Below are 18,800 nucleotides of genomic sequence, written 5' to 3'. Positions count from 1 at the left end.
TCTAAACCAAATCCAACATACGGTTTTTACATCCCTGTCGTGCACAAATTTTAATTCTACCGCCACCCTCAACGGGCATTGGCATCATCGGCGCCTCGCATTCCGAACAAGTCGACGTGCTTGGAATTTCCGAATCACAATGCGGACAAATAAAACTAACAACCATATCTTCGGGAATTTCATGCTCAGTGCAAACATTATAACTACCATACAGACTCGACATTCTTATCCAGCCCTGCTTGTGATCCATGGCAGCGTTTATCTTGAGTGAGGGATAGCCGTCGATGATAAAAGTCTCATCCTTGAAACTCTGGTTGCAATGAGGACATCTTACGTCGATAGGGAATATCCGCTCGTCTTTTTCTATGTCAAGCTTGTCAAGTCCTTTTCGTCCTTGATCTAACAGTTGTTTTACTTTCGATCTTTCTACTTTTGAAAAGTAATGGCCATCAATAACAACCACCGGGCCGAGAGCACAGGCACCTAAACAATTTACCGTTTCCAGTGTAAATTCCTGATCTTCGGTTGTCTGGCCTGCTTTAATACCGAGTTGCTGCTCAAATTCCTCTACAACCCCTTGTGCCCCCCGAACGTGGCAGGCAGTGCCGAGACACACACAGCTAAGATGCTTACCTTTAGGCTTCAAGCTAAAAAACCTGTAAAATGTTGCGACACCATATATATCAACCAGGGAACGGCTGGTCCTTTCGCTCACTATTCTAAGCGCCGTTTCAGGAAGATAACCGTATTTGCTCTGGATCTCTTCAAGGATAGCGACAAGGCCGCCTCTGTTCTGGTCGTACTTTTCCAGGATTCTTAAAATATCTTTCGAATCTATCTCTCCTTCCGCATAGATATTGTCTCTGTTCAAGATAGCAGTGTCTTGTTTCATTTTATCGGTACTCCTCGCAATGCCAAACACCGCCTTCAGGTTTTGGAAAACCACAGGTTTTTAGGTTTTCGCAGTTGCAGCAAAGTCCCATAGACTTTAATGACTCTTTTTCAGCATCGAATGAATAAGTTACTGGCGTGGTTTGTTCGGCGGTCTCTACCGAAGGGCCGCTGTCAATTTCAAACTCTTCGCAATACAAGACCGGTTTGTTAGGCAGCTTAAACATACAGTCCGGGGCATTATTGCAGGTCATACAAAGTCCAAGGCGTCTTAAGTTTTCTGACATTGTCGGCTCCTTTACTCTGCGTTTCGTGAACATCTGACGGTTGAGCAAAAATCATACCACCTGTTGAACAACAGAAACGTACCGCCGCTGACGCTTAGCTTGAAAGGAGATCAACGAGAGGATATCATCCCTAAATTGAAGAGAATTGACGAATTTGGGGAAATAATCTTTTTCAATCGATTGGGGTGTTCATTGCACAGTCGTACCCGGTGACAGGCAGCACACAGGCGGGGAGATTTGAACCACCGGAGAGAATTTCCCCGGCGGCGCGAGGCAAGATTTCAGGGCGAAGGCTGATCGGCCTTTTTGAGCTTTTCACGTAGGGGTTTGCGGTCGATGCCGAGGATTTCCGCGGCCCGGGTTTTATTACCGTCCACACTTGCCAGGACATTTTTAATGTACTCGCTTTCCACTTCAGCGAGGGTTCGGGTGAATCCCGTTTCACGAAGGGCTGAGAAACGCATAAGAGAAGGTAAATCGGGAACGTCTATTAGATTACCGTCGGTCATCACAACAAGGCGCTGGATCACATTCTCTAATTCTCTTATATTTCCCGGCCAATTATAGTTTCGAAGACTTTGCAGGGCCTTATCAGAAAAACGACGTGGCGACCTGCCCAATTCGGCTGCAAACCTGTTTGCAAAATGACGTGCTAACAATATTATATCATTGGCTCTTTCTCTCAACGGCGGGATAGATATGGTAATAACATTGAGGCGGTAAAACAGATCTTCCCGAAAAAGTCCCTTTTTCACTAAACCGTGCAAATCTTTGTTTGTTGCAGCCAGAATCCTTACATCAACTTTCCGTGTTCGGTCGGAACCAACCATGCAAATTTGTTTATCCTGAAGTACGCGAAGAAGCTTTACCTGCATGGACAGACTCATTTCGCTGATTTCATCGAGAAAGATCGTACCTCCGTCGGCAGTATGAAAGAACCCTGCTCTCGATTCGATTGCCCCGGTAAAGGCCCCCTTTACATGCCCAAACAATTCGCTTTCAAGCAGGCCTTCAGGAATACCCCCACAGTTTACCGGCACAAACGGCGAAGAGGGTCGTGTGCTGCCATAGTGAATAGCTCTTGCTACAAGCTCCTTGCCTGTACCGCTTTCCCCTGTAACAAGAACCGTAGCCGAAGAGGATGAGGCCTTGCTTATGGCTATAGAAATTTTATGCATTGCCTTCGATGTCCCTATGAGGCCTTTATGCACAGGGATCGCCCGTTTCGGTACGGTATTTCCAAGCCTTCGCAGCCTTCCTTTATCAAGCACACGCTGAACAGCAGATAGAAGCTCAGTATCAGTAAAGGGTTTGGGTAAAAACTCTTCAGCGCCGGCCTTGACCGCCTCGACTGCTCCTTCAATTGACGGATAGCCGGTAATCATCATTACTTCAGTGTCTTTAAAGTTTTCTCTGATATGCATCACCAGGTCGAGACCATTAACCTTAGGCATTTTGAAGTCAGTAATGACCAGATCAAATTGTGTTGTCCCAAGAGTTGCGATCGCTTCGGACACGCCGGGTGCCGTGAAAGCCTGATAGCCCGCTACTGTCAGATTTCGCTGTAAAACCTCCAGTGTGTTTACAGAATCATCCACTATCAAAATGCGTTCTTTCCTGGCAAAAGACGTCATATTAAGCACTTTCCTCCGTGTCTTCCAGCTCTGCCACCGGCAATCGAATCTCGAACCGGGTACCGAAGCCGGGTTTGCTCTTAACATTAATCGAACCGCCATTGGCGGTAACAATCCCATATACTACAGGCATACCTAAACCAGTTCCCTGGCCAAGGTCCTTAGTCGTGAAGAATGGAATGAATATTTTATCGAGGACATCCTCGCTCATACCGGTCCCCGTATCTTTCACGATAAGATAAACGTTGCGGTCGTGAAATTGTGTCTGAACCATGATCCTGCCTGTTCCCGGCATTGACTGCAAGGCATTGGTAACCAAATTGGCCAGGACCTGGTTCAATTGCGCCGGATCAGCTGTGACTTCCGGCAGGTTCGGGGAAAGCAGACGAACAAGTTCTATACCTTCCTTGCTGCACCGAGATTCGAAAAAATAAAGGCCGTCTTCCACCACCTGATTGAGGTTGACCCTTGTCTTCTGAGGTGGTGCCTGTCGAGCAAAAACCAGGAGCTTCCGGATAATCTCCCGTGCGTGCAAAGAAGCGGTTTCGATTTTTTGAATGTCCTGCCCGGCTGAAGCCGGAATCCCGGGGCACTTCTGTGCCAATTGGGCAAACCCAAGAATATTCCCCAGAGGTTCATTGAGCTCATGGGCTACACCTGCCGCAAGCATCCCGATGGTAGCCAGTCGGTCAGCATGTCTCAGTTGATCGTGGAGCTTTGTTCTGTCCTTCTCTGCCTGCTTGCGTTCGATAATACGTGCCACCTGGCCGGCCACTGCATCAATCAGTTTACGTTCTTCCTTGAGAAATGGACCCTCATCAAGATCGGGTTTTTCCTCTACATAAACCAGCTCAACAGCACCTCTTGGCACACCATCCACAATTATCTCAGCCGTCTGCTTTTGGCGGCAATCACGGAAGCCGTGGGTCGTGTAGGAAGTTCCATCCAAGATTATTCTCGCGAAAGCTGTTTCGGGATAGTGCCATGCGGGTGGGATAATTTCGACTATTCGTTGAAGAATTTCTTCCAAGGATATGCCAAGCTGTCCGGCTATCTGAGAAATCCCGTAAAGACATGTTAGCTCTTTGACTCGCTCACGTAACGCCACTTCGGTGGATTGTGATAATTGGTCGTCTACCATCAGCATCCTCATAAGTTAAGAAGAAAACTCTTCTGGAGAGCGCCTCGTGCAGGTTCTCAAAGAACATATTTTTGCACGAGACAATATGGCTTCCAAAGAGGGTGTTGAAAAGAACAGCTTTCGAGGCTATCGATACACTTAGTAATGGTAAAAAGTCATAAACTACACCATTTGTCATCCTGAACTTGTTTCAGGATCTAATTATTTCAACAAGTTCGAGACCCTGAAATAAATTCAGGGTGACAAAGAAAGATTTTTTATGAGACCATCAATATAAAATTCTTGGAAAATTCCTTGCACTTTTAATGAAGTTTGTCAATGGTTTTCAAGAATTGAATCACAATTTAAAGATATCTTGCCGAAAGTGATATAGCAGTTATATGAACTCAGAAAATCGACAAGGAAGTTTGGATACAATAAAGCTGTATGCAGTTTTTGATCTGATGATTTTGTTACGTACAGTAAACAAATATCTTGAAAATTAAGAAGCCTGTTTTTTACCAGCGTATAGCACTGTCTTCAATTTCTGTACTGACATTTCAGTCAGAAGATATTGGGGTTTTTAAAATCACCTTTCCCTTGCTTCAGGAAGAACGGAACAGAATTTCACCCCATTATCATTTGAACTTCGCACGGCGAAAGCTGTTGTGCAGATCTCCGTACCGTGATTTCTATCAAGGCCTTCTTTTTGGCTGCTTATCAAGCTTGTTTCTTGATTTTTGTTTCTGTTTTTCGGTGTTCTGTTTCCGCCCCTTTTCCTTATCTTTCTTACCGCCCTTGTCTCCCATTACGTCTCTCCTTTTCCTGTTGTCCAAAAAAATCTTATCTGTTTCGCTGCACCGAAAAGATCTAATCATGATCGAACAGTAAATTATATGTTTATTAATGTCAAAGAGAAAATATTTTTCTACGGTATTCTATTCAGGCAGGAATGGCTTGCTTACAATTCAGCCTATTACAAACAACACTGCTATTTTTCCGGCTGGGCAATCCTGTATCTTATCCTCAACACCCCGTCTTCAAAACTTGATGAGATAATCCGGAATTCGCCGATTTCTTTTGATGAATTCACATGGGAACCGATGCATGGGCAGGCATCATAATCTCCGATTCTGACAATTCTGAGGTTATCACCCGCATCGTCGGGCAACCGCTCCAGCTTATAATGTTTCTGCGCCTCCTCTTGGGAAATATACTCTTCGGCAACCGGCATATCGGCCATGACAACGTCATTAACCCGCTTTTCGATTTCCCTGACTTCCTTTTCAGATAAAGAACGATTGAAATGGTAATCGCATTTCGATTTTTTCTTTTCGATATGGGCGCTGAAACCGCGGCCGCAGTCGAACATCCTGATCATCGTCTGATTGAGGAGATGCTCCGCCGAGTGCATTCTTGATTTCCGGTCAATTTCCTTTTTCATAGCTGTATCATTACCTCGTTCAATTGCGCTGTCAAACACGCCCATAGAAGAACTGAGAAACTGTTTGTCGGCCCAGAAACTTGAGAGACGTCTCGAGGTGATCCGAGGGGGCGGAGACTGGCCCAAAGGCAGAATTGCTCACCCGCCTTCTTGAGGAATTTCGCTACAACCCTGATGAGTGCCTCTTTATCGGTGACGGGAAGGGAGATATATCGGCAGCAAAACATGCAGGGGTTTCCTTTGTTGCAATTGACCCTGACACCGTAGAATTTGACGGCGAGAGCGGATTCGACAGGCCTTACACCAATTTAGCTCATTTCGGCCGGGAGATACTCCGCATAAAACGCGTACAAGAGTGAATCCCCCTCACCCTCCCCTAACCCCTCCCATCAATGGAGGGGAACACAGATCGGGGGTCAGGTCTTGCTTATTGCCATCATGAATGTCAGAGGGGTCACAAAATTGCATCAAGGATGGCAAAAAGCAAGACCTGACCCCCGACTATGCTTTCTGGGGTTTGGTAACTTTTCCTGTCATGATATATTCGTGAATGCTCGCAGCAGCAGTTTTTCCGGCGCCCATTGCGGAAATCACCGTGGCAGCCCCCGTTACGATATCACCACCCGCGAAAACGCCCTCTTTGGAAGTTTCGAGCGTGTCCGGATCACACTCCAATGTGCCCCAGCGGGTAGTCTTAAGATCCGGCGTGGTCATTGGAATAAGCGGATTTGGAAGGTTGCCGAGCGCGGGAATAACCGTATCACATTCAATAATAAACTCGCTGCCCTCGACGGGTGCCGACCTGCGGCGTCCGGAGTCGTCCGGCTCCCCCAGTTCCATCTTTATACACTCCACGGCTTTTACCCTGCCTTCTGCGTCGCCGATGATTTGAACCGGATTGGTGAGAAGTTGAAATTCAATGCCTTCTTCCTCGGCGTGGTGGATTTCCTCGTCCCGTGCCGGCATCTCCTCACGGCTTCGCCTGTAGACTATTACGGATTCCGCCCCGCTTCGCACAGCAGTCCGGGCCGAGTCCATTGCAACGTTGCCGCCACCTATAGTAACGGTTTTCTTGCTCCTGATAGGTACAGTGCCGTACTCGGGAAACCTGAATGATTTCATCAGGTTCGATCTGGTGAGATACTCATTTGCCGAATAGACGCCCACAAGGTTTTCACCGGGTATGTCCATAAACATGGGTAGGCCGGCGCCGGTTCCGATAAATACCGCATCGTAACCGCTGCTTAAAAGCTCATCTACGGTGCGTGCTTTCCCGACCACGTAATCCATGATGATCTCAACGCCGAGTTTTTTCAGATAATCGATCTCGAACTTTACTATTTCTTTGGGCAGGCGGAATTCGGGGATGCCGTATACCAAGACCCCGCCTGTTTCGTGAAGTGCTTCGAAGATCGTGACACTATGTCCTAATTTGATAAGATCACCTGCAACGGTGAGCCCCGCAGGCCCCGCCCCGATGATGGCTATCTTTTTACCTGTCGGCTCAGCGATCTCAGGTATTTTGATCTTACCGGCCTTCCGCTCGTAATCAGCGGCAAACCTCTCGAGGCGTCCAATAGCCACCGGCTCACCCTTCTTGCCGAGGATGCACTTGATCTCGCACTGGGTCTCCTGCGGACACACGCGCCCGGTGACGGCAGGCAACGCATTCTGTTCCTTGAGCTTCCACGCCGCCTCAATAAATTTACCCTCTTCGATGAGACTGATGAAGGCCGGGATATCTATGTTCACGGGACAACCTGTTATGCAAAGCGGTTTCTTGCATTGGATGCAGCGCTTTGCTTCCATCACGGCGAGTTCTTCAGTGAAGCCGTATGGCACTTCCTCAAAATTATGCTTTCGTCTTTTCGGGTCCTGTTCAGGCATCTTCTGCCTGGGAATCTTTTTTCTTTCCTTAGGGTCCATGTCAATTCCTGATATTTATTTTAGCGGTGGTTGTACATCTTGAACGGCTCCTGGGGCAAGGCCTCGACCTCTTCCTTTTTGAATGCGGCCTGCCTCTGTATGAGTTCAATCCAGTTGATCTTCAGCCCGTCCAGAAACGGGCCATTCACACACGCAAATTTAGTATCCTCCCCGACACTGACACGGCATGCCCCGCACATCCCCGTACCGTCAAGCATGAGCGAGTTCATCGCGGTTTGAGTCGGGATATCATGTTCCCTGGCGACTTCAGAGACGAGCATCATCATAAACGTACACCCGATGACGTACGACTGATCTATCTTTTCTCCTCTGTCAACCAGCATCGAAATTACCTCCTGCACACCACCCTTCATTCCTGCGGAGCCGTCTTTTGTAACAATAATCAATTCGTCGCAGTTTTGGGAAAGCCTGTCCTGCCAGTGGAGCAGGTAATGGCTCGATGCTTCCTCGATGCAGATTACCCTGTTGCCGGCTTCTTTCATTGCACGGGCAATGGGAAGTATTGCACCAACACCATAACAACCACCGGCGCAGACAACCGTGCCGTATTTTTTAACCTCGACCGGCATTCCGAGCGGCCCGGCAAGGTGTGCGAGATATTCGCCGGAGCGTGTGTTCGCCATCTCGCGGCTCGATCTGCCAACTTCAAGAATCACGATTGTAATGGTGCCCTCTTTGCGGTCAAAGTCCGATATGGTGTAAGGGATACGCTCAGATTTTTCGTTCACCATTGCTATAACAAACTGGCCGGGTTGACACTTTTCTGCAATCACCGGCGCGTGTACCGTGATCATATGGGTATTAGGCACAATTTCTACCTTTTCAACAATTTTGAATGGTCGCTCTTCTACAATCTTCTCTTCTGTTGATTTTTCTTCGGTTTCCTCCGGAACAAGGCTCTTGAGTGCATAGACGATGTCGGCAAGCCTGTGCCCCCTGTAAAAACGTGGCAGGGCAGCAACATCATCGAGGGGTGACGGATCGGGTGATACCGGCACATCGTAAACCACACTCTTTTCACTCAATTCTTTGTTAATATCGGCCGCGGATTCGAAATCGAACCCGGAAGCACCCATCTTTTGAGCAATATCGCAGACAATCTTCCAGTCCGGGAACAGACCCTCAGGGGATATAGCCGCGGCAGCAAGTATTTTAATCTCTCCGGATGAGGTGAGGAAAGTACCGTCAGTTTCGGCAAGTGTTGCAGCCGCGATCACAACATCCGCCGCTTTTTCTGTTTCGGAAGAAAACATGTCGGATACAACAATTATCTCAAGCCTTTGGAGCACAGCCGGTTCAAGATAATTGCCGGCCGAGTAAAGGGCCTTGACAGCTCCTTTTTCTATGGCTTCGGCCACCTGGCCGGGTTCTATTGCAAGGTTTTCGCCGTCGGCTGTAGCAACAGCAAAGTTGTCAGATTTCATAACTTCTTTTGCAAATTTCTTCAGTATATAAATCTCCTCACGGGTGGCCGCCGAATTGGCAATAAGGGCAAACTGTTCTCCCGAGTAGGCCCCAAGTTTTTCCGCAGCCATGGCAATCGCATCCTCATATATTGTCTTTATCAGACCGTCTTCGATACGCACCTGGTGCGAAACCATCCTCAAAGGGTTGTCCAAAAGCTGCGGTAGCACGAACCGCCCCACCGCACAAATACGGGCCTCTCTTGTAAACTCTGTCATCCCTGACCCGATCACCCGCCCATTCTTGAGCTTCAGGCTGATTGAACATCCATGAGGGCAGACCACGCATGTGGAGTCTTCTGTCTTATCCGCGGCCCCGCACCATTTTGCAAACCTGTCAGACAGCGCGCCTGTCGGGCAGATATCAATGCACGCACCGCAAAACTGGCAATCCGTTTCAGTGTGATCCCTGTGGAATGCCGTCCCGATGCGAGCATCCTTGCCTCGGTTGATAAAATCGATCGTGCCTTTTTTATGTATCTTTTCGCAGATGCGGGCACACCGACCGCAAAGTACACAGAGATTGTAATCCCTGTCCATAAACGGGTCGTTCCGTTCAATCTCCAGATTCCTGTAAATTATCGGTACTTCGAATTCGTTGATCTGGTATTCATCAGCGAGCTTTCTCAGTTCGCAATTATCCAGATTGCTGCAAAAAATGCAGCGTGTGGCTTTGCCTGTCTTAAAGGGAAGCGGCCGGTACTTCTCACACAACTCGCGGTGATTACAGGCAAGGCATGGGCTGGTGTGGCCGCTCAACATCAGCTTTATTACTTCCCTGCGGAGAGCAATGATATCGGGCGTTTTTGTTTTGACAACCATACCATCTGTTGCGGGTGTCGTGCATGAGGTTGGATATCCCCGCATCCCTTCGATTTCGACAATACACAAACGGCAGGCCCCGTATGGCTCGAGGGCCGGGTGTGCGCAAAGAGTGGGGATTTCGATTTTTGCTTTCCGGGCAGCCTCGAGTACCGTATCGCCTTTCTCGGCTTTTACTTCTTTTCCATCTATTGTAAGTATTATCTCACTCATTATTGTTTTTGCTCCCGCTTTTCCGGACTTGTGTTTCCCCGTTGCCGGAACTTTTTTGTACCGAACCAAAGGGACATACACTAAAGCACATACCGCAGCGTATACATTTTTCTTCGTGGATGACAAAAGCCTCCGGCGGTTTAACAGAACCTGTAATCGCATCAGTCGGGCAGTCTTTCTTGCAGAGACCGCACGACTTGCACGTTTCGGCATCAATGGCATATGTCAACAACGCTTTGCATGCAAGGGCCGGACATCGTCCCTCATTGATGTGGGCCTCGTATTCGTCCCGGAAATGCTCGATAGTTGTAAGTACCGGGTTGGGGGCCGTCTGACCGAGCCCGCAAAGCGAGGTATCTTTGATAGTTCTGCACAATTTCTCCAGCGTGTCGATATCCTCCGGCTTGCCATTACCTTCTGTGATGTCGTTCAGGATGCGAAGCACGTGCTGTGTCCCCATTCTGCATGGAGTGCATTTGCCGCAGGATTCATCTTCCGTAAATGAGAGGAAGTATCGTGCGATATCAACCATACAGGAATCCTCGTCCATAACAACCATACCGCCTGAACCCATGATTGAGCCGACTTTTGCAAGCTCATCAAAATCCACCTTCATATCGAGGAATTCAGAGGGAATGCAGCCGCCGGACGGGCCACCGGTCTGTACCGCCTTAAATTTTTTGCCGTCCGGGATGCCTCCGCCGATTACGAATATTATTTCGCGAAGGGTCGTCCCCATTGGAACTTCTATCAAACCGCTATTTGCCACTTTTCCGGTGAGGGCAAAGACCGCAGTGCCGGGACTTTTTTCAGTGCCGATACCGGCAAACCAGTCTGCCCCTTTATTAATGATTTCAGGAATGTATGATAGGGTTTTTACGTTATTGATTATGGTCGGCCTGCCCCACAACCCCCTCTGCGCGGGGAAAGGGGGACGTGTACGAGGCATCCCTCTGGATCCTTCGATAGAAGCTATCAACCCGGTCTCCTCTCCGCACACAAAAGCTCCTGCACCCTGGAATATTTTCAAATCGAAGCTGAAATCGCTGCCCGCGATGTTGTCGCCTAAGAATCCACGCTCCCTGGCTTGCGATACGGCGATGTAAAGGCGCTTAACAGCCAGGGGATACTCCGCACGTACATAAATAAAGCCTTTCGTTGCACCTATGGCGTAGCCTGCGATGATCATTCCCTCTATAACCTGATGCGGGTTAGCTTCCAGAATAAACCCGTCCATAAATGCACCGGGGTCTCCTTCATCCGCATTACAGATTATATACTTCTGATCGGCTTTCTCGTCTCGGCAAAACTTCCATTTTATGGCCGCTGGGAAACCGGCACCACCTCTTCCACGAAGTCCCGACTTTTTTATCGTCTCAATAACATCTTCCGGGGTCATTTCATGGAGGACTTTTTCGGTCATCCGATACACCCCTGCGTTAATAGAATCCTCGATTACCTCCGGGTTGATGTGGCCGCAATTTTTCAGGACTATGCGTTCCTGTCCCGCGTAAAAAGGAATATCCTTGTAGCATTTGACCGGCTCGTCTGCTACGGGATCACGATAAAACAGGTGTTCAACCGGCTTATTGTTCTTCAGGTGAGACTCGACAATTTCGGGGACATCCTTTTCCTTCACTGCCGAGTAGAAAACGCCTTCAGGTTCTATGATAACTATAGGGCCTCTCTGGCAAAAACCGTGACAGCCCGTGAATTTCACGTTGATTCCCTCGAGGCCGGCCTTCTTAACTTCCGCTTCGATAGCACCGTAAATATCAATAGATCCCGAAGATACACAACCCGTCCCCAGGCAAACAAGAACAGTGCGGCCATTGTCATTTGAACCCGTCATTTCTTCTTCTCCTTGCTAATGACCTTCAATATCTTTGTTGCCTTTTGAGGAGTTAAATGGCCGTGCACCTCCTGGTCGATTGTCATACAGGGGGCCAGGACACAGCATCCTATGCAGGCTACGGTTTCGAGAGAAAATTTTCCGTCATCGGTCGTTTCACCTTCTTTGATGCCAAGGTTTCTCTTAACTTGTTCGAGTATCTGATCTGCACCTCCGACGTGGCATGCGGTTCCACGGCACAGACACATTACGTGGTCGCCCGGGCGAGTGAATCTGAATTGAGCATAAAACGTAGCCACGCCGTAAATATAGCTCTGTGAGACATCAAGGTATTGTGCGATGCACTCCACCGCGTCTTCGGATATGTATCCAAATTTTCCCTGCACTCCCTGTAAAATCGGTATGATGCTGTCAAGATGCTGAGCGTAAGTTTGAAGTATCTCTTGTACTTCTGTTGGCATATTTTTATCCGCTACTTTCAATTTATATGTTCACATCCTTTCCACTCTATATAAAATCCTGAACCTGTTTTGCTTATATGAGAAATGTAAGGAACAATCTTGTTATATTCGTTCGCTATGTACTTCTAAATAAAATTGAACGATGGGGCTTTAAAATACGGAAGATTTATAGCTTATAAAAATGTGCATGATTTTTGTCAAGAAAAAAGGTGTTCCCAAAAATAGACATTGAAAATAAAGTCTGTCCTCCCCATCCCGTAGGACAGCCGTCTCGGCTGTCTAAGCGATTCACCATTATGGACAGGCGGGACGCCTGTCCTACTGTGTTGGAAGAGTCAATGTCTATTGGGGGGGCAAAAGGTATTATTTTTAACTAACATCCTGGCTCTTGTTTTTGCTTTTATGATTCTTCTGAGAATGAAGTTCTTCTTTTTTCATATAGATAAGCACGGCCACAATTGCCGCCTGGGTCATTCCCGGTATCCTCTTTGCTTGCCCTACAGAAGCGGGTTCTATCATGGACAGTTTCTTTTTCAGCTCATTGGAAAGCCCTGGTATTGCGAAGTAATTTAGTCCTGCGGGTATTTCTTTCTCCTCCATCTCCTTGAACTTTTTTACAGATTCAATCTGCCGTTTGATGTACCCTTCATATTTCGCCTCGATCTCTATCTGCTTTTTCACCATTCTGTCGGTGACTTCCTCCCATCCCTCAAGGGGTTTCAGATCATCATAACGAAGCTCAGGCCTTTTGAGTAGCTGATAGAAAGTTGTCGGCTTTTTAATGGGGACTGTCCCCATTTGTGAAAGTGTCAGGTTCACATCCGCGCCGGGGTAGAGTTTTCCCGACGATAGATTCTTGATCCCTGCTTCAATCTGGCGAACCTTTTCTTTCAGGTCGCTATAGTCATCACTGGAGATCAGCCCGAGATCATACCCCTTTCCCATCAACCTGATGGTGGCGTTGTCCTCTCTCAGTATGAGACGGTATTCTGCCCGTGATGTAAACATTCTATAAGGTTCATCAACTCCACTCGTAACAAGGTCATCGATAAGCACCCCCATATAGGCCTCAGAGCGATTCAGGATAAAGGGTTCTTTTTCCTGTACGGCCAGGGCGGCATTGATCCCAGCCCACATCCCCTGAGCGGCGGCTTCCTCATAGCCGGAAGTTCCGTTTATCTGCCCGGCGAGATACAATCCCTGAATAAGCTTTGTTTCAAGAGTCTGCTTGAGCTGTGTAGGTTGAACGAAGTCATATTCTATGGCATAAGCCGAGCGCATCATTTCCGCCTCTTCGAGGCCTGGAACGCTGTGGACTATCTTTTCCTGAAACTCAATGGGGAGGCTGTTTCCCAGGCCTTTTGAGTAAATCTCTTCTGTCTCAATACCCTCAAACTCAAGAACAACCGGATGACTTTCTTTGTCTGTAAAGCGTACCACCTTATCTTCGAGGGAAGGACAGTACCGGGCGCTTATCCCCTTGATGGCACCTGAATAAAGAGGAGATTTTTCTATGTTGTCTCTGATCAGTTTATGCGTTTCAGGCGTCGTGTGGGAAAAATACGAGGGGAGTCTCTCGTCACGCAACTTTTTAGTAGTAAAAGAAAAGGGCTCCGGATCAGGATCACTGTCCTGCCTTTTAAGTCCTGAAAAATCGATCGTGGAGGCACGCAATCTGGGCGGAGTTCCGGTCTTCATACGTCCCATCTCGAAACCCTGTCCCCTGAGAGATTCTGCAAGACAAATCGATGCTATCTCACCTGCCCGCCCCGCAGACTGACGGGAAGTGCCGATATGTACAAGCCCGTTCAGGAAGGTCCCCGTTGTGATGATAACGGTCTTCCCGCTGTAGAAAAATCCGGTACTGTCTTCAACTCCAACAATCCTACCCTCTTCAACCACCAGCCGATCAACAAGGGCCTGCCGTATGTGGAGGTTTTTCTCCTTTTCAACAACAGCCTTCATGGCCTGTGTGTATAACTGTTTATCGCACTGCACCCGGGAGGACTGGACAGCCGGACCCTTGGAGGAATTGAGCAGGCGAAAATGGACGGCCGTCTTATCGGCTATTTTTCCCATCTCCCCACCCAGGGCATCAATCTCTTTTACCAGCTGGCCTTTGGCAAGGCCTCCGATAGCCGGATTACATGACATGAGGGCAATGGAGTCAAGATTAATATTGAACAGCAGTGTCTCACACCCCATTCTGGCCGCTGCCAGGGCCGCTTCACACCCTGCGTGACCTCCCCCGACAACAATGACATCATAGCTTTTTTTTGAACCCATTTGACGCTCCAAACCTGTGCTGAACTTGTTTCAGTAACCGAAAGTCTTGAACTAAGATCAACAATATAGTAGCATTAAAGAAAAAAATACAATAAAAAAGTGAACTGCTCAGACACAAAAAAAACAAAATCAGTTCAATTGGTTTTATTTGTTTCATTGGTTAACCAATTGAACAAATCGAACTAATAAAACCAATAAAACATAGGCCATTATGCAAAAACCGGATTTCTGGAACAACTCCAAAAGATATTATGATTTCAAGAGTTTCTTGATCAACAAATTTGGGTGCAAGGTCTACAAACTGCAAATCGATGCAGGTTTTACCTGCCCAAATCGGGATGGAACGCTCTCAACCGGGGGATGTACATACTGCGACGGCCGTGGTTCACGCCTGAGGCAGAAAGGTCCCCTTCCCTCCGTAGCTGAACAAATACAACAGAGCAAAGAATATTACAGAAAACACAGAAAAGCGGGAAAATTCATCGCCTATTTTCAGACCTTCACAAATACATACGGTCACTACAAAAACCTCAAGGCACTCTACGACGAGGCACTTGCACAGGACGATGTGACCGGCCTTGCCGTCGGAACAAGACCTGACTGCATTCCCGATGAGGTAATTGATCTACTTGAAGAATACGCAAATGATTACCACGTTTGGGTGGAATACGGCCTTCAATCTATTCATGAAAAAACCCTTAAAAGCATCAATCGAGGACATGGCCCCGAGGCATTTCTGGATGCCGTCCGCAGAACCGCCGGAAAAAATATCAACATCTGTGTTCACATCATTGTCGGACTTCCCGGAGAAACTCATAAAGAGATTCTTGAAACGGCAAGAGTTGTGGCCAGTCTGCCTATCGATGGAATTAAGATCCATCTCCTGCTTGCCCTCAAGGGAACGGTTGTCGGGGATCTATACGAAAGGGGCAAAATCAGGATGATGGACAAAGAGGAATATGTCGGCACCGTCTGCGACATCCTTGAGATATTACCCCCGGAGGTAACGATTCAGCGATTGACGGCTGACGGTTACAAGGACATCTATTTAGCACCGCAGTGGGGGATTAACAAGATGGATGTCCTCAATTCCATCGATAGAGAACTGGAGAAGAGAGACTCTTACCAGGGGTCGAATTTTTGAATAAGCGGTGGTATCACAAAATGTGAAACCACCGCTTATTACTTTCTACCAGACAAAATTACTAAACGACTCCCTGGGCCATCATAGCCTTAGCAACCTTGGTAAAACCGGCTATGTTAGCGCCGTTTACGTAATTACCGGGAGTACCGTACTCTTCAGCCGCTTCAACACAAGCCTTATGTATTTTTCTCATGATGGCATGAAGATGTTTATCCACCTCTTCACGAGACCAGCTTAGACGCATGCTATTCTGGGACATCTCAAGACCGGAAACGGAAACTCCGCCGGCATTCGCGGCTTTCCCCGGTCCATATAAAATCTTACTGTCGATGAAGATTTCAATACCCTCTGGAGTCGTCGGCATATTAGCACCCTCACCTACAACATAAACACCGTTACTGACCAGGTTCTGTGCATCCTTGCCATTTATCTCATTCTGCGTGGCAGAAGGAAAGGCACAATCAGACTTATGATTCCAGAGTGGATTGTAATCGAGAGCAGGATCGATAGGGGTATAGACCGCTTCGGGATACTTGCCCGCATATTCTTTGATGCGTCCCCGTGCTACATTTTTAAGGTGCATGACAAAATCGAGTTTTTCCCTATTTATTCCCTTCTCATCGTAGATGTATCCGGAAGAATCAGAAAGTGTTACTACCTTCCCTCCCAGCTCCAAAATTTTCGCAACAGTATACTGAGCCACATTCCCGGAACCTGAAACCAGACAGAGCTTATCCTTTATGGTATCATTTTTTGTTGCCAGCATTTCGGAGGCAAAATAGACACAGCCGTAACCGGTAGCCTCAGGGCGAATAAGACTTCCTCCCCATTCAAGTCCTTTACCAGTCAAGACTCCGGTAAATTCATTCTGCAGTTTTTTATACATACCGAACAGGTATCCTACTTCACGAGCTCCCACTCCAATATCGCCTGCCGGAACATCTGTATCCGGACCGATATGCCTGAACATCTCGGTCATGAAACTCTGGCAAAAACGCATTACTTCATTATCCGACTTCCCCTTAGGATCAAAATTTGATCCTCCCTTGGCACCACCCATAGGAAGGGTTGTCAGGGCATTTTTAAACACCTGTTCAAAGCCGAGAAACTTGAGTATGCTCATATTAACTGACGGATGAAAACGAAATCCCCCTTTGTAGGGACCTATGGCGCTGTTCATCTGTAGACGATAGCCCCTGTTGACCTGAACCTCGCCTTTATCATCCAGCCAGGAAACGCGACACATAATAGTTCGCTCAGGTTCAACCATCCGTTCCAATATCTTTGCCTTACGATACTCCGGATGTTTCGCTAAAACAGGTTTAACCGATTCGGCAACCTCGGACACGGCCTGGATAAATTCCGGCTCCCCCGGGTTGCACGCTTCACACATCTTAATAAACTCAATCATTTTTATCTCCTTTCACTCTAAATTTATTTTTAGTCGCACATCTTCAAAAAGATTTACCTATAAGGCATTAAGCCACATTACGTCATTATGTATTATCCTCAATATTGACCACTAATTATCATCAACAGCATTTGGGAACTCAAATGACAATTAATCAAAATGCCTAATACAGTCCTAAAATTATTTCAAGTCAAAATCATCCAATAAGGTATCTACTTAATAAAAACCTTTGCTCTTACAGATGGCTACACAATAGTACGAACCGGAACCCCTTCCTGCTCGAGGTAGGACTTGATATCCCCGACGGTGTAGTGTTGGTAATGCACCATGGAAGCAATGAGTGCTGCATCTGCCTTCGCTTTTACAAAAGCATCCCCGATATGCTCCGGCCTGCCGGCACCTCCCGAAGCAATGACGGGGATGCTAACTGTAGAGGATATCGAGGCTGTCAAATTCAGTTCATACCCATCATTTGTACCGTCGGCATCGATCGAGTTGAGACAGATCTCGCCGGCACCCAGATCCTGGGCCTTTTGTGCCCACTCAACCGCATCGACACCCATTGGCGTCCTGCCGCCGTTTATCCAGACCTCGTATCCCGATGGTATTTCTGCGCTCTTTCCCACTTTTTTTGCATCCATCCCCAATACGATACATTGACTTCCGAAAATCTTCGCTCCTTCGGAAATCAGCCCTGGATTCAAAACGGCAGCGGTATTAACGCTTATTTTTTCAGCCCCGGCTTTTAATACATTATACATGTCGGCAAGTGAACTGATGCCGCCGCCCACTGAAAAGGGAATAAAAATGTTTTTTGCAACATCGCTCACTACATCGATTATAATTTTTCTCTCATCCGACGATGCGGTGATGTCATAAAACACCAGTTCATCGACACCTTGCTCATAATATTCCCTGGCCATGTCAACCGGGTCGCCGATATCGATGTTACCTTTAAATTTGATCCCTTTCGTTGTTTTGCCTTCTTTTACATCCAGGCAAATGATAATCCTTTTACTGAGCATTGTTATGCCGTCCCGTCCCACTCACAAAAGTTTTTTAATATCCGAAGGCCGTGTCTTCCACTTTTTTCAGGGTGAAACTGCATTGCGACAACGTTCCCCTTCCCGATGATTGATGCAAATTCAACCCCGTATTCGGTCGTTGCCACGATGTCGTCGCGCCGTTCCGGATCGGGATAATATGAATGGACAAAATAGTATTGCGCTCTCTCATCAATACCGGCAAGAACAGGATGCGGACGGACAGCGGAAATGTTGTTCCATCCCATGTGGGGAATTTTTAAATTGGCAGTGCGAAACTTTTTCGCACTGCCCTGTATCACACCGAGACAGGAGGCGCTATTTTCTTCGCTCCTGTCGAGGATTATCTGAGCACCGAGGCATATCCCCAGAAACGGGACACCTCCGCCAATGACGTCACATATCACGCTGTCGAGACCGGACGTTTTCATGACATCCATCGCAGCACCTGCTGCTCCCACGCCTGGTAATATGACCCTTTCGGCAGACAGTATTTCCAGCGGCCTGTCGGTTATCCGGCATTCCTCACCTATGTGGACAAGAGCCCTCTGGACGGACGTAAGATTGCCCGCTTTGTAGTCAATTATTGCTATCATGCTCGTTCTATGAATCGGTCTCCGTTAATTTCATCATGGGTTATAATGAGGATTTTCTTCATTGCAACAATCAAAGAATCGGCAAATATTTTTCCAGTTCATACTGACTGACATGCGTCCGGTATTGGTCCCATTCAATCTTCTTGTTAGCAATAAATTTTTCAAAGATATGATCACCGAGTGCTT

At 47.5% G+C, this 18,800-nt stretch carries 17 protein-coding genes; 2 read left to right on the top strand and 15 right to left on the bottom strand.

Going from position 1 to position 18,800, the window contains the following annotated elements; translation table 11 throughout:
• Nucleotide 1: 1 nt before the first annotated feature.
• The 6 genes from Q7J27_06025 to Q7J27_06000 form a co-directional block, all read right to left on the bottom strand.
• Complete coding sequence (locus Q7J27_06025; protein MDO9528701.1) at nucleotides 2–892, bottom strand: NAD(P)H-dependent oxidoreductase subunit E; 891 nt, start codon at nucleotides 890–892, stop codon at nucleotides 2–4.
• Nucleotide 893: 1 nt separating this feature from the next.
• Nucleotides 894–1,178 (bottom strand): hypothetical protein, encoded by a 285-nt coding sequence (locus Q7J27_06020; protein MDO9528700.1) that lies wholly within the window; start codon nucleotides 1,176–1,178, stop codon nucleotides 894–896.
• 281 nt (nucleotides 1,179–1,459) lie between these two features.
• Nucleotides 1,460–2,899: a sigma-54 dependent transcriptional regulator gene (locus Q7J27_06015; GenBank protein ID MDO9528699.1), complete on the bottom strand. Its 1,440-nt coding sequence runs from the start codon at nucleotides 2,897–2,899 to the stop codon at nucleotides 1,460–1,462.
• Nucleotides 2,814–3,953, bottom strand: coding sequence for an ATP-binding protein (locus tag Q7J27_06010; protein ID MDO9528698.1), 1,140 nt, complete (start codon nucleotides 3,951–3,953; stop codon nucleotides 2,814–2,816). The genes Q7J27_06015 and Q7J27_06010 overlap by 86 nt, the downstream gene beginning before the upstream one ends.
• A 674-nt stretch (nucleotides 3,954–4,627) precedes the next feature.
• Nucleotides 4,628–4,810 (bottom strand): hypothetical protein, encoded by a 183-nt coding sequence (locus Q7J27_06005; protein MDO9528697.1) that lies wholly within the window; start codon nucleotides 4,808–4,810, stop codon nucleotides 4,628–4,630.
• A 113-nt stretch (nucleotides 4,811–4,923) separates the two neighbouring features.
• Nucleotides 4,924–5,376, bottom strand: a complete 453-nt coding sequence (locus Q7J27_06000) for a hypothetical protein (GenBank protein MDO9528696.1) — start codon at nucleotides 5,374–5,376, stop codon at nucleotides 4,924–4,926.
• Nucleotides 5,377–5,510: 134 nt separating this feature from the next.
• Here Q7J27_06000 and Q7J27_05995 point away from each other — a divergent pair, with 134 nt between their 5' ends.
• On the top strand, nucleotides 5,511–5,735 hold the full coding sequence (locus Q7J27_05995) for an HAD hydrolase-like protein (protein MDO9528695.1): 225 nt from the start codon (nucleotides 5,511–5,513) through the stop codon (nucleotides 5,733–5,735).
• 142 nt (nucleotides 5,736–5,877) lie between these two features.
• On the opposite strand, the gene gltA is transcribed toward Q7J27_05995, so the two are convergent.
• The 5 genes from gltA to mnmG form a co-directional block, all read right to left on the bottom strand.
• A complete protein-coding gene (gene gltA, locus Q7J27_05990) occupies nucleotides 5,878–7,302 on the bottom strand; it encodes an NADPH-dependent glutamate synthase (protein MDO9528694.1) in 1,425 nt (474 codons plus the stop codon).
• A 20-nt stretch (nucleotides 7,303–7,322) separates the two neighbouring features.
• On the bottom strand, nucleotides 7,323–9,821 hold the full coding sequence (locus Q7J27_05985) for a sulfide/dihydroorotate dehydrogenase-like FAD/NAD-binding protein (GenBank protein ID MDO9528693.1): 2,499 nt from the start codon (nucleotides 9,819–9,821) through the stop codon (nucleotides 7,323–7,325).
• Entirely contained in the window at nucleotides 9,814–11,673 is a 1,860-nt protein-coding gene (nuoF, locus tag Q7J27_05980) for an NADH-quinone oxidoreductase subunit NuoF (protein MDO9528692.1), read from the bottom strand. Before nuoF ends, Q7J27_05985 begins: the two co-directional genes overlap by 8 nt.
• Nucleotides 11,670–12,134, bottom strand: a complete 465-nt coding sequence (gene nuoE / locus Q7J27_05975; protein ID MDO9528691.1) for an NADH-quinone oxidoreductase subunit NuoE — start codon at nucleotides 12,132–12,134, stop codon at nucleotides 11,670–11,672. The genes nuoF and nuoE overlap by 4 nt, the downstream gene beginning before the upstream one ends.
• A gap of 369 nt (nucleotides 12,135–12,503) precedes the next feature.
• Nucleotides 12,504–14,420, bottom strand: a complete 1,917-nt coding sequence (gene mnmG / locus Q7J27_05970; GenBank protein MDO9528690.1) for a tRNA uridine-5-carboxymethylaminomethyl(34) synthesis enzyme MnmG — start codon at nucleotides 14,418–14,420, stop codon at nucleotides 12,504–12,506.
• A gap of 211 nt (nucleotides 14,421–14,631) precedes the next feature.
• Between mnmG and Q7J27_05965 the strand changes: the two genes are divergently transcribed.
• On the top strand, nucleotides 14,632–15,564 hold the full coding sequence (locus tag Q7J27_05965; protein ID MDO9528689.1) for a TIGR01212 family radical SAM protein: 933 nt from the start codon (nucleotides 14,632–14,634) through the stop codon (nucleotides 15,562–15,564).
• Nucleotides 15,565–15,625: 61 nt separating this feature from the next.
• Here the strand turns inward: Q7J27_05965 and gdhA are convergent, their stop codons facing one another.
• The 4 genes from gdhA to Q7J27_05945 all read right to left on the bottom strand — a co-directional run.
• The gene (gene gdhA, locus Q7J27_05960) at nucleotides 15,626–16,975 is read right to left on the bottom strand and encodes an NADP-specific glutamate dehydrogenase (protein MDO9528688.1); all 1,350 of its coding nucleotides are present in this window, start codon (nucleotides 16,973–16,975) and stop codon (nucleotides 15,626–15,628) included.
• A 245-nt stretch (nucleotides 16,976–17,220) separates the two neighbouring features.
• On the bottom strand, nucleotides 17,221–18,000 hold the full coding sequence (gene hisF, locus Q7J27_05955; GenBank protein ID MDO9528687.1) for an imidazole glycerol phosphate synthase subunit HisF: 780 nt from the start codon (nucleotides 17,998–18,000) through the stop codon (nucleotides 17,221–17,223).
• A gap of 2 nt (nucleotides 18,001–18,002) precedes the next feature.
• A complete protein-coding gene (gene hisH / locus Q7J27_05950) occupies nucleotides 18,003–18,614 on the bottom strand; it encodes an imidazole glycerol phosphate synthase subunit HisH (protein ID MDO9528686.1) in 612 nt (203 codons plus the stop codon).
• A 70-nt stretch (nucleotides 18,615–18,684) separates the two neighbouring features.
• On the bottom strand, nucleotides 18,685–18,800 hold a 116-nt coding region (locus Q7J27_05945; GenBank protein ID MDO9528685.1), incomplete at its 5' end, for a hypothetical protein.

Source organism: Syntrophales bacterium (assembly GCA_030655775.1).
GTDB lineage: Bacteria > Desulfobacterota > Syntrophia > Syntrophales > JADFWA01 > JAUSPI01.
This window is presented reverse-complemented; position numbering and strand designations above follow the sequence as displayed.

Coding starts and splice junctions, on each gene's coding strand:
- Q7J27_06025 (MDO9528701.1), bottom strand. CDS start 892: ATGAAACAAGACACTGCTATCTTGAACAGAGACAATATCTATGCGGAA.
- gltA (MDO9528694.1), bottom strand. CDS start 7,302: ATGGACCCTAAGGAAAGAAAAAAGATTCCCAGGCAGAAGATGCCTGAA.
- hisF (MDO9528687.1), bottom strand. CDS start 18,000: ATGCTCAGTAAAAGGATTATCATTTGCCTGGATGTAAAAGAAGGCAAA.
- Q7J27_05965 (MDO9528689.1), top strand. CDS start 14,632: ATGCAAAAACCGGATTTCTGGAACAACTCCAAAAGATATTATGATTTC.
- hisH (MDO9528686.1), bottom strand. CDS start 18,614: ATGATAGCAATAATTGACTACAAAGCGGGCAATCTTACGTCCGTCCAG.
- Q7J27_06000 (MDO9528696.1), bottom strand. CDS start 5,376: ATGAAAAAGGAAATTGACCGGAAATCAAGAATGCACTCGGCGGAGCAT.
- mnmG (MDO9528690.1), bottom strand. CDS start 14,420: ATGGGTTCAAAAAAAAGCTATGATGTCATTGTTGTCGGGGGAGGTCAC.
- nuoF (MDO9528692.1), bottom strand. CDS start 11,673: ATGACGGGTTCAAATGACAATGGCCGCACTGTTCTTGTTTGCCTGGGG.
- Q7J27_06010 (MDO9528698.1), bottom strand. CDS start 3,953: ATGGTAGACGACCAATTATCACAATCCACCGAAGTGGCGTTACGTGAG.
- Q7J27_05985 (MDO9528693.1), bottom strand. CDS start 9,821: ATGAGTGAGATAATACTTACAATAGATGGAAAAGAAGTAAAAGCCGAG.
- Q7J27_06005 (MDO9528697.1), bottom strand. CDS start 4,810: ATGATTAGATCTTTTCGGTGCAGCGAAACAGATAAGATTTTTTTGGAC.
- Q7J27_06020 (MDO9528700.1), bottom strand. CDS start 1,178: ATGTCAGAAAACTTAAGACGCCTTGGACTTTGTATGACCTGCAATAAT.
- Q7J27_06015 (MDO9528699.1), bottom strand. CDS start 2,899: ATGTTAAGAGCAAACCCGGCTTCGGTACCCGGTTCGAGATTCGATTGC.
- gdhA (MDO9528688.1), bottom strand. CDS start 16,975: ATGATTGAGTTTATTAAGATGTGTGAAGCGTGCAACCCGGGGGAGCCG.
- nuoE (MDO9528691.1), bottom strand. CDS start 12,134: ATGCCAACAGAAGTACAAGAGATACTTCAAACTTACGCTCAGCATCTT.